This is a genomic window from Paenibacillus sp. p3-SID1389 (assembly GCF_025151705.1).
In the GTDB taxonomy this organism is placed as follows: domain Bacteria; phylum Bacillota; class Bacilli; order Paenibacillales; family Paenibacillaceae; genus Fontibacillus; species Fontibacillus phoenicis.
In genome coordinates, this window is sequence record NZ_JALXVO010000007.1 from 76,974 (window position 1) to 88,163 (window position 11,190).

Sequence of the window (11,190 nt, forward strand, 5' to 3'; positions counted from 1 at the left end):
CTCATGCCTGTTTTTGTTAGTCCACTATGTAATTACAGGAGGGTATTTATGTTTAAGCGTTTGTTTGGGGTTTTACAGCGGGTAGGTAAAGCGCTGATGCTTCCGGTAGCTCTTCTTCCGGCGGCAGGCCTGCTGCTCGGGATCGGTAATATGCTGGTCAGCCCTGAGTTCCTAAATTTGGTTCCCGCATTGGATAACCACGCTGTTCATGCTGTAGCTACAGTCATGATGAACGCCGGCCAAATCGTCTTTACGAACCTGGCCTTGCTGTTTGCAGTTGGCGTCGCCGTTGGTTTGGCAGGCGGTGAAGGGGTTGCCGGTCTGGCTGCCATTATCGGGTACCTCGTCATGAACGTGACGATGGGGACGGTCATTGGCGTCGTGCCGTCGATGATCGGAACCGATCCGGCATATGCCAACGTACTTGGTATTCCAACGCTGGCCACAGGGGTATTCGGCGGTATTATCGTGGGTATCCTGGCTGCGGCCATGTATAACCGGTTCTTCCGGATCGAGCTTCCGTCTTACCTCGGCTTCTTCGCCGGGAAACGGTTCGTTCCGATTATGACCGCCGCTACCTCGGTTCTGCTTGGTTTGCTGATGGTTGTCATTTGGCCGCCGATCCAAACCGGACTGAACTCCGCTTCCCACTTTATGCTGGAGCAAAATCGGACGTTGTCCGCGTTTATTTTCGGGGTGGTCGAACGGGCGTTAATTCCGTTTGGTTTGCACCATATCTTCTACTCGCCGTTCTGGTTCGAATTCGGCGAATACATCAATAGCGCAGGTCAGCTGGTGCGCGGGGACCAATCGATCTTCATGGCTCAGCTGCGCGATGGCGTGCCGTTTACTGCCGGTACGTTTATGACCGGTAAGTTCCCGTTCATGATGTTTGGTTTGCCTGCCGCTGCGCTGGCCATTTATCACGAAGCTCGTCCAGAGCATAAGAAATATGTGGCCGGGATTATGGGCTCGGCAGCATTAACTTCCTTCTTGACGGGGATTACGGAACCGCTGGAGTTCTCGTTCCTGTTCGTTGCACCGGCGCTGTTTGCCGTTCATACGATCTTCGCAGGCTTGTCTTTTATGACGATGCATCTGCTTGGTACGAAGATCGGGATGACTTTCTCCGGCGGTTTGATCGACTTCCTGATTTTCGGTGTGATTCCAAACCGGACACCTTGGTGGAACGTTATCATCGTAGGTCTGATCCTGGCGGTCATCTACTATTTCGGGTTCCGTTACGTCATTCGCAAGTTTAACTTGAAAACACCGGGCCGCGAAGATGAAGTTGCCGATGAGGATGGGGCAGGAGCTGGAGGAGCAACGTCTCAGGACGATTTGCCGCATAACATCCTGTCTGCGCTGGGCGGCCAAGAGAATATCGTTCACCTGGATGCCTGCATCACCCGGCTGCGTGTTGAAGTGAAGGATAAAGCAAACGTCAGCAAGGATCAGCTCAAGAAGCTGGGCGCTTCCGGCGTGCTTGAAGTAGGGAACAACATCCAAGCGATCTTCGGAACACGCTCGGACACGATTAAATCGCAAATTGCCGATATTATTAGCGGCAAGACGCCGCGGGCTGCGGTGAAGACGGAAGCAGCAGTGAAGACCGAAGAGGTTAAACCGGCTGAAGTCGAACAACAAGCGGCTCAAGACGGCGATGCGATTATCAATGAAGATATCGTCATGCCGGTAAACGGTGAGTTGATGGATATTTCCAATGTACCTGACCCTGTGTTCTCGGAAAGAATGACCGGCGACGGATTTGCAGTGCTTCCGCATGACGGTGTGATTGGTTCCCCGGTTTACGGGAAAGTATTTAACGTCTTCCCAAGCAAGCATGCCATCGGCATTATGTCGGACGGCGGGAAAGAAGTGCTAGTACACATCGGTGTAAATACCGTTAAGCTGAAAGGCCAAGGCTTTAATGTGCTGGTGAAGGAAGGGGATCTGGTGGCCGCCGGACAACCGATCCTGGAAGTGGATCTGGATTATGTGAAAGAGCATGCACCATCCATCATTTCGCCAATCGTCTTCTCGAACTTGCCTGAAGGCGCGTCCGTGAAGCTGAACAAAACCGGCAAGCTGTCCAAAGGCGAAGCCGACATCGTCACCATCAAGTAAAGCTCCAAGGCGCCGTCGTTCGATCACGGTGATGCATTTGGCATTGCTTCTCACGTTCCCTTACAATAGGGTAAGGAGCGTATCACATATCATTTTCTAAAATTATAGTTCAGAAAGCGAGAGGAATACTCATGGAAAGAATGTTCAAAATTACGGATGAAGACGGAATTCATGCACGCCCGGCTACGGCTCTGGTGAACACTGCCAACAAATTTAAGGGGGCCGAATCCTTCGCAGAAGCCGGCGGCAAGAAAGTAACGCTGAAATCGATTCTCGGCGTACTGTCCTTGGGACTGGAACAAGGCGATTCGCTGAAGCTGATCGTTGAAGGCGAAGAGGCCGAGGCAGCACTTCAAGCGCTCACCGAAGTGATGGTTAACGAAGGGCTTGGAGAAGTGAATGCTTAAGATCGAAGGCATTGCCGCTTCGGCCGGCGTGGCTATCGCCAAAGCTTTCAAACTGGAGCATCCCGACTATACGATTCATCATCGGGATGCTTCCGATTCCGCTGCGGAATTGGCACGCCTGGATGAAGCTTTGGCCAAATCTCAGCAGGAGCTCGAAGCGATCAAAGAGCGCACGCTTCAAGAGCTTGGTGAGAAGAAAGCGGAGATTTTCGAATCCCATTTGTTGATTTTGAACGATCCGGAGCTGTTGACGCCGGTTCGCGATAAAATTACCGCTGAGAGCGTGACAGCGGAATACGCTCTGAATGAAACCGCCAATGAATTCATCTCGATGTTTGAAAATATGAAAAGCGCCTACCTCAAGGAACGCGCAGCAGATATGCGGGATGTCACCAAGCGTGTGCTTACGCATTTGCTCGGACTGAATTACGTCAATCCGGCTGACATCGATGAGGAAGTCGTCGTGATTGCGGAAGACTTGACGCCGTCGGATACGGCACAGTTGAATCGCAAGTACGTCAAGGGCTTTACAACGAATATCGGCGGCCGCACGTCGCACTCGGCGATTATGGCCCGCTCGCTGGAAATCCCGGCGGTTGTCGGCACCAAAGAGGTGCTGGACAAGGTAAACAGCGGCGATCTTGTGATCGTGGATGGATTGGACGGCAGCGTCATCATCAATCCGACCGAGGATGTCCTGAGCGAATACAAAGCGAAACGTGATAAGTACCTGGTGCAGATCGAAGAATGGAAGAAGCTGCGCGAGGTGCAGACGATGTCCAAAGACGGCGTTCACGTGGAATTGGCCGCGAACATCGGCACGCCAAACGACGTGGCTGGCGTACTGGAGAACGGCGGTGAAGGGGTAGGCCTGTACCGGACGGAATTCCTGTACATGGGCCGCACAGAGCTGCCTTCAGAGGATGTTCAATTTAATGCTTACAAGACCGTGCTGGAAAAAATGGAAGGCAAGCCGGTTGTTGTCCGCACGTTGGATATCGGCGGCGACAAAGAGCTGCCGTATTTGAATCTGCCGAAGGAACTGAACCCGTTCCTGGGCTTCCGAGCGATTCGCCTGTGCCTGGAGCAGAAGGACTTGTTCCGCACGCAGCTGCGCGCCTTGCTTCGCGCCAGCGTATACGGCACATTGCGTATCATGTTCCCAATGATCGCAACATTGGATGAATTCCGTGCGGCGAAGGCGCTGCTCCTGGAAGAGAAGGAGAAGCTGCAAGCCGAAGGCGTTCAAGTCTCCGACGAGATCCAACTCGGCATTATGGTGGAGATTCCTTCGACTGCGGTCCTGGCCGATCAGTTCGCCAAAGAAGTGGACTTCTTCAGTATTGGTACCAACGACCTTATTCAATATACAATGGCAGCCGATCGCATGAACGAACGCGTATCTTATTTGTACCAGCCATATAACCCATCGATTTTACGCTTGGTGAAAATGGTCATCGATGCAGCGCACAAAGAAGGCAAGTGGGCCGGCATGTGCGGCGAAATGGCTGGCGATGCAACGGCGATTCCGTTGCTGCTCGGACTTGGGCTGGACGAATTCAGCATGAGCGCGACTTCGATCCTGCCGGCTCGTTCGCAAATCTCCAAGCTGTCCAAAGCGGAAATGGAGCAGCTGGCGGCGAAGGCGCTGCAAATGCAGACGGCTGAACAAGTCGTCGAGCTGGTTCGCTCTATCGAAGCATAAGAATTGTTAGATTCGTAAGAATTTAAGATCTTTTCCAACTGGAAATACGGGTTTCCTCTTGAACCGGTGCCGTTAGGGCGCCGGTTTTTTTCTTGGTTGCGGCTTTATAGAGGTGTCTGGCTCTCTTTTTAACGATTATCCCGTTGCATCAGGGGGTGGGGAACACAGAATGGCTTGGATAAATAGGATCTATCTTGATCCCCTATTTCTGAAGGAAAGGGATAATGGTGTAAAAGAGGCCTGAAGAGGCATAAATCGTTGATGAGTACGAACCATCACACTTTTTCGTTGGGAAGGTCCTGCGAGGTTCTCGGTTCAACTTGACGAATCTTGCTTTTGTAACTAGAATGGTTGCAGGATAAAACGTATTTTGAAATTGAACTATTAAATAGAAAGAAGGGATCGCATGCCGCCGAAAACAACAAAGAACGCTTTGGCCAAGCGCAAAGCCGAACAACAAAAGCTGCAGCAGCAATTAAAGAGGAGACGACTGATCTGGTTTTCGACCGTGGGGTTGCTTCTGATTCTGATCATCGTCGTGTTGACGATTCAGCCGAAACCGAAGCCTGTCGAATTTGATTATGCTGCGCTGCCTGTGTTAGGACAAGCTGATGCCCCGGTAAAGATTGTAGAGTTCGGGGATTATCAATGTCCGTCGTGTAAACATGTAAATGAACTGATTAAGCCGGAATTGGTGAAGGATTATATAGATCAAGGTAAAGTCGCTTTTTATTTCATGAATCTGCCGTTTATCGGCTCCGATTCCTTTACGGCCGCGCTGGCCGCTCAATCGGTGTATCATCAAAGCAATGATGCGTTCTGGAAGTATTTCGATGCGATTTTTGAACGCCAGGGGGAGGAGAACAACGGTTGGGCTTCGCCTGAATTTTTGGTCAATCTGGCCAAAGAACTGGAGCTGCCCATCGATTACGACCTGCTGCAGAAAGATATCGCCGAAGCAACGTACCAGGACGAGGTGCAAGCGCAGTTGGCTCGAGGAGACAAGCTGGGCGTAGACAGCACGCCGACGTTCTTCATCAACGGTATTGAATATGCCGGCAACCTAGGCGATTATGAGACGCTGAAGAAGACCATCGATAACGAATTGGCCGGAGAATAAGAATATGAGGGAGGAATGGGGATGATGCGGGGGTTTTTGAAGGACTATGGCATCTACCTCGCCTGGCTGGTTGCGATGGTCGCGACGGCGGGCAGCTTATATCTAAGCGAAGTGCTGCATTATGAGCCGTGCCGGCTGTGCTGGTTCCAGCGGATCTTCATGTACCCGCAGGTCATCTTGCTGGGGATTGCCGCGTATAAGAACGACCGTCAGATCATTCCATACGTGCTTCCGCTCAGCATCATCGGCGGCATGATCTCCATCTATCATTACAGCGAGCAAAAAATCCCGGCGTTAGCCAAGCTGCTTCCCTGCAAAATTGGCGTACCTTGCAACGTCGATTACTTAGGCCAAGGCTGGCTCGGATTTATTACGATTCCGTTTATGGCGCTGGTCGCTTTCGTGCTGATCGTCCTGTTCTTGTTGGCCGCTCGCGAGGGCAAAGAAACTGCTGAGGAACAATAATACCTGCAATATTTCCCTCCCTCGTGATGGCAACTTTTTTGAGGTTCGGCCCGTCTGTATATGCGGGGGTGTTCGAAGTGAACAACAAGAATGTACTAAAAACGAAATGGAAGAAGACCACCGGCTGGCTGGGGATGATTCTGCTGGTGCTCTCGCTGACCGCGTGCTTCGGGAACAGTTCCGAGCCTGGGATGAATGCAAGCGGTGAAACGAACGGGAACCAGACGGATACAGACAACAACGTGCCGGATGACGCCGCAGCCGAAACGAAGCAGGGGACGGCTCCTGCCACAGAGTCGACGGACTCCGGTGCAACATCGGAGCTGCCGGCTGAGAAATCGATCGAGGTTGAGCTGGAAGGCATGAAAGAGACGCGAACCGCCACTTTGCAGAGGGGCGAGGGCTACGCTTTTTATATGTTCGACATCTTCTCCTTTGATGCCAAAACCAACAAGTTAATGATGAATTACGACTCAGACTATCATGTGGTCATTACCAAGCTGCCTGCCGACTACAACATCGAGGAGCTGGCGAAGTCGGCCAAAAGCGAGATGTCTAAAATCGGTAAAGTCGAGCAGCGTACCGGCGACCAGCTCTACGAAACGATGCGAGATGCCGAGCTGTTCTTGATCGCCCAAGGCAAGGGGCTGACCCAGCAGTATATCGTCAAGAACATAGGCGGGCAAGGATTTGCCTTTCTGCTGAATTCGCCGCATGGCGAAGCATCTGAAGGCTTTGGCCCGCTGGCGTTCGCGTCCATCAACACCGTTGTGGCAACGAATTAACACGAACTAAAGCTAAACCGTCCGCGCAGGGCTTCTGCAGCGGGCGTTTTTTTTACCTCCTCATGACATATATCGCTTGCGGAACTCGCGGGGAGAGCAGCCATTTTTGAAGGCAAACCGGTTCGAGAAATAGGGAGTGCTGTTGAAGCCAACGTAAGAAGCAATATCCGCAATCGGCCACTCCGTGGTGAGCAGCAGCAGCTTGGCTTGCTCTAACCGGTAATGCAGCAAGTAATCGTTGGGCGTCATGCCATACACCTGCTTCATGCAGCGCGTGATGTAGTTATAGTGGTAATGCAGCGCATCGGCCATCTGCCCGCTGTTGAGCTCCGAACGGAAATTGCTTTTGATGTAGGCTTCAGCCTTTTCCGCAACGGTAACTACCGGGGAGGCATGTGATTCTAACTGCCGGAGATCCATCGCACGAAGCAGCTCCTCGAACCGCTGCTGCCGGTTCCAAAACGCCCGGGATTGACGTTCCCCTAGGCTCTCCAGCAGCTGCCGGAACAAGCGGAACGTCTGGTCGGGAGAGGGGAGGTCCCACGCTTTCGGCAGATGCAGGGAATATGGCGAAGCCAGGAAACGGCTGTAATGCTCGTCCGCGTCCGGATAGAGGTGATCGGCTTCCTCTGCCGGAAGCTGCTGCCAGGCACAGACCGTATGAAAATGCAGCCAGTAAAACGACGTAGGCTCTTCGCACGGCTTCACCGCGTAATGGTGCCGATCGGGCAACAGCAGCAGCGATTGGCCGGCCCCCAGACTCCAGGATTGCCCCGCCTCCCCGAGGTATAACGTGCCAGATTCCACGACGATCCAATCAAAAATACCGATATTCCGCCGGTTGGGATGTTCGTCTCCGGGCTGATATACGGTATGTCCGCATTCCAAAAAATAGGGCAAGGGCGGCGCCGTCAGCTGCACCAGGTCGGTTGGTTTCGGCAAGGCACTCTCCTCCGTTTCGAATGTGAAATATTATAACTTTGAGGTTGATAGAATTCGTATTTCGTTCTAAATATATGAGATAAAATGAGATTTGTCAGTATGATTTTTTGAAAAAAGGAGGAGGCTTTGCGATGAAGCTAGCCGGGCAAATGCCGCGTTCCGAGCGGGTTGCGCTGAATCGAGTGAACATCCGCGACGAATTTTGGAGTTACTATATCCGTTTAGTGAAGGATGTGGTTGTCCCTTATCAATGGGAGGCATTAAACGATCGGGTGGAAGGAGCCGAACCTAGCGGCGCTGTACGCAATTTTCAAATTGCCGCAGGGCAAGTTCAGGGTGAATATTACGGGCTGGTGTTCCAGGACAGCGATTTGGCGAAATGGCTGGAAGCGGCAGCTTATATTTTGGAAGCGGATCCAAATCCGGAGCTGGCGGCGATCGCCGACGGATTAATTGACACAATGGCCTTGGCGCAGCGGGAAGACGGGTATTTGAACACGTATTATATCCTGAAGGAGCCGGGCAAGCGCTGGACGAATTTGACGGAATGCCATGAGCTGTATTGCGCGGGACATTTAATCGAAGCGGGAGTCGCCTATTATCGGGCCACAGGCAAAAGAAAGCTGCTCGACGTGGTCATCAAGTTCGCGGATTACATCGACAGCGTGTTTGGCAGGGAGCCCGGCAAGTTGCCGGGGTACGACGGCCATCAGGAAATCGAGCTGGCGCTCGTCAAGCTGTACGAGGTGACCGGACAGGAGCGATATTTGCGTCTAAGCCAATATTTCCTTGAGCAACGGGGGCAGAAGCCTTCCTTCTTCGAGGAAGAACTCAAGCGGCGGGGAGGTCAAACGCACTGGGCGGGGCATGCAGATCACGTTGACCTCACTTACCATCAGGCGCATCTGCCGGTACGGGAGCAGGAGACAGCGGTGGGCCATGCTGTGCGGCTGCTGTATATGTTGACCGGGATGGCCGATGTTGCGGCGTTAACCGGTGACGAGTCGATGCTGGCCGCCTGCCGCAAGCTATGGGACAACATTGTCGGCAAGCAGATGTATATTACCGGCGGGGTGGGCTCCATGCCGCAGGGCGAGGCGTTTTCGTTTGATTACGACCTGCCAAATGACACGGTGTATTCGGAGACTTGCGCTTCCATCGGGTTGATCTTCTTCGCCCAGCGGATGCTGCGGATTTCGCCGGACTCGAGATACGCCAATGTGATGGAGCGGGCTTTATACAACACGGTTGTCGGTGGAATGGCCCGGGACGGCAAGCATTTCTTCTATGTGAATCCGCTGGAAGTCGACCCGAAGGCTTGCGGGGGCGCCAATCATAAGTTTGACCATATAAAAACGGTTCGTCAGGAATGGTTCGGCTGCGCCTGCTGTCCGCCGAACATCGCCCGGCTGCTGGCATCGCTTGGCGAATACATCTATACAGTGCAAGGCGATACGGTATATGCTCATCTCTATATCGGCGGGGAAGCCGAATTGCAAACGAGCGGCGGCAAGGTGAAGCTGACGCAAACGACCAATTACCCTTGGGGTGGAAACGTGCGGTTTGAGGTGCAGCCGGAGGGAGAAGGTCGCTTTACACTGGCGTTGCGGCTGCCGGATTGGTGCCCGGAAGCGAGTCTCCAGGTGAACGGAGAAGTGGTGGAACTGGAGGGAGCTTTGCTTCAGGACGGCTACATCCGGCTGGCGCGGCAATGGTGTGCAGGGGATGTTGTGGAGCTGAAGCTGGCGATGCCGGTGACACGTATGTACAGCCATCCTCTCGTACGTGGAAACGCCGGCAAGGTGGCGCTGCAGCGCGGCCCGCTCGTCTATTGCCTGGAGCAGGCCGACAACGGCGCGAACCTGCATGAGCTGGTGTTGCCGCGGGAGGCCGAGCTTCACGCGGAATACGAAGCCGAACTTCTTGGCGGCATCGTTACCGTGCGGACCGAGGCGGTCCGCATCACCGGGCCGGACTGGGACGGCGGGTTGTACAGCGCGTCCCCGCGTCTGACGGAGCAACCAGCAGCGCTTAAGTTCATCCCGTATTACGCCTGGGCCAATCGCGGCGAAGGGGAAATGATGGTTTGGGTGCGCGAGCGCTAAATGTTTGCTTGCGATGGACCGGCATGGGTTGTAGAAGGGTATCAGCTCACTGAACGTTCCACAGCCGGGTTCGCACGTAAACGGCCAGGACGATCAGATTCCATATCGCGCAGGTGATAAAGATCACGCTTGTGCCCCACCAGGCGATGACCCAACCGGAAGCGTAGACGGCGATAGGCATGCCGATCCGGAAGCAGGTCCCGGTAATTCCGGCGATTCGTCCCATCAGCGGCGCCGGCGTCTGCTCTTGGCGGAAGGCGTACACCGACACGCTGTACAAGGTCGCGGCAAATCCGGATAGGAAAAGGGCGACTGCAAACATCACGAGGCCATCGATAAGAAACAGAAGGAGATAAGCGATGACGTTCAGCAAGATGGATGCGCCAAACACCTTGCCCAGGCCCCAGGATTGTCTTAACCGACTGAGCAGCAAGCTTCCGGCAAGACCTCCGGCACCTGAAGCCGAGAGTACAATGGCTAGCAGGGAGGAGGACAATCCCAGATCGTCCTTGGCGTAGTAGATCGATGTCGTACTGATCACCGTGTACGTACAGTTTAGAAACACGACGAACACGGTCATCAACACGAGCGGCTTGTTCACGCAAAAGGCGCGCCAGCCCTCCAGAAACTCCGCGGCGAATCGGGATTGCCGCGGGGTTTCTTTTTTCTCCGCCAATTTTAGTCTAGTAAATAACCCCATGCATATCAGGTAACAGAACGACGTGATGAGCAATCCATCGGAGATGTCGGATAACATCAGGATCAGACCGGACAACGCTGGCCCCATAATGCCAACAAACGTTTCGGCAAAGCTCAGCTTGGCATTGGCGCTTGTCAGTTCCCGGACCGGAACACTCAGCTTGATAAGACTGACTTCGGCATTAAAATATCCATAATTCAGCGTCATCAGCAGGAAGCCGATGGCGTAATAGACCGGCAGCAGATGAATCCCGCTTCGGAACAAGACGGCAAAGGCAAGGAGCAGCATCGCCTGCAGCCCGATCATCCAGAGGATCCAGCGTTTTTTGTTGACGCGGTCAACTAAGACGCCGATGAAGATGGCGAAGAAGAAGTTGGGCAGCAGCTCCGCGGTTTTCATACTGCTCATGGCCACAGAGGAATGGGTAATGTCGTACATCATCAGCGGAAGGATGATTTCATAGAGCTTCCCCCCGAAGCTTAACAGCACGACGCTTGTCAAAATGATCGCAAACGAGCGGCGATAGCCGAGGTTTGGTGCAGTAGTGGGGCTTTTTTCAGCAGATAGGAGTATGGCCGTGTTAGGTTCCTCTGACGCCTCTGGGACGGCCGGGCTAACGTTAACGGATGCTTTCTGAGCGGTGTTTATGGCGAGATCGGTTTTCATGTCTAGTTGCCTCCAAGACTTGAGCTTAAAGGATGTTCCGCGAACTTCGGTGAACTTTGGCGTGCTTCGACGTACCTTCCGAATTCTTACGCGTAAGGTTATTGTAACGTGCGGCCGTTCTGCTAAAAACGGTAGAAATCGGGGAAACCATTTCATCTTTTTTCAGGA

General features: G+C 53.4%; 9 protein-coding genes. 7 read left to right on the forward strand and 2 right to left on the reverse strand.

Annotated features, from left to right (window positions below; translation table 11 throughout):
- Positions 1–48 precede the first annotated feature (48 nt).
- The 6 genes from ptsG to M3G15_RS04860 all read left to right on the forward strand — a co-directional run bounded on the left by ptsG (position 49) and on the right by M3G15_RS04860 (position 6,609).
- Entirely contained in the window at positions 49–2,127 is a 2,079-nt protein-coding gene (ptsG, locus tag M3G15_RS04835) for a glucose-specific PTS transporter subunit IIBC (protein ID WP_260070234.1), read from the forward strand.
- Positions 2,128–2,258: 131 nt separating this feature from the next.
- A complete protein-coding gene (locus M3G15_RS04840) occupies positions 2,259–2,534 on the forward strand; it encodes an HPr family phosphocarrier protein (RefSeq protein ID WP_009224359.1) in 276 nt (91 codons plus the stop codon).
- Positions 2,527–4,239, forward strand: coding sequence for a phosphoenolpyruvate--protein phosphotransferase (gene ptsP, locus M3G15_RS04845; RefSeq protein WP_260070235.1), 1,713 nt, complete (start codon positions 2,527–2,529; stop codon positions 4,237–4,239). Before M3G15_RS04840 ends, ptsP begins: the two co-directional genes overlap by 8 nt.
- 406 nt (positions 4,240–4,645) lie before the next feature.
- Positions 4,646–5,359, forward strand: a complete 714-nt coding sequence (locus tag M3G15_RS04850) for a DsbA family protein (protein ID WP_009224357.1) — start codon at positions 4,646–4,648, stop codon at positions 5,357–5,359.
- 15 nt (positions 5,360–5,374) lie between these two features.
- A complete protein-coding gene (locus tag M3G15_RS04855; RefSeq protein WP_397376586.1) occupies positions 5,375–5,824 on the forward strand; it encodes a disulfide oxidoreductase in 450 nt (149 codons plus the stop codon).
- Positions 5,825–5,901: 77 nt separating this feature from the next.
- Positions 5,902–6,609 carry a hypothetical protein gene (locus tag M3G15_RS04860; RefSeq protein WP_260070236.1) on the forward strand — a complete coding sequence of 236 codons (708 nt, stop codon included), beginning with the start codon at positions 5,902–5,904 and terminating at the stop codon, positions 6,607–6,609.
- A 60-nt stretch (positions 6,610–6,669) separates the two neighbouring features.
- On the opposite strand, the gene M3G15_RS04865 is transcribed toward M3G15_RS04860, so the two are convergent.
- Positions 6,670–7,551, reverse strand: a complete 882-nt coding sequence (locus tag M3G15_RS04865) for an AraC family transcriptional regulator (RefSeq protein WP_009224354.1) — start codon at positions 7,549–7,551, stop codon at positions 6,670–6,672.
- A gap of 131 nt (positions 7,552–7,682) precedes the next feature.
- Between M3G15_RS04865 and M3G15_RS04870 the strand changes: the two genes are divergently transcribed.
- Complete coding sequence (locus M3G15_RS04870; RefSeq protein WP_036644700.1) at positions 7,683–9,656, forward strand: glycoside hydrolase family 127 protein; 1,974 nt, start codon at positions 7,683–7,685, stop codon at positions 9,654–9,656.
- Between the two features lie 46 nt (positions 9,657–9,702).
- Here M3G15_RS04870 and M3G15_RS04875 read toward each other — a convergent pair whose 3' ends face one another.
- The gene (locus tag M3G15_RS04875; RefSeq protein ID WP_260070237.1) at positions 9,703–11,022 is read right to left on the reverse strand and encodes an MFS transporter; all 1,320 of its coding nucleotides are present in this window, start codon (positions 11,020–11,022) and stop codon (positions 9,703–9,705) included.
- Positions 11,023–11,190: the final 168 nt, after the last annotated feature.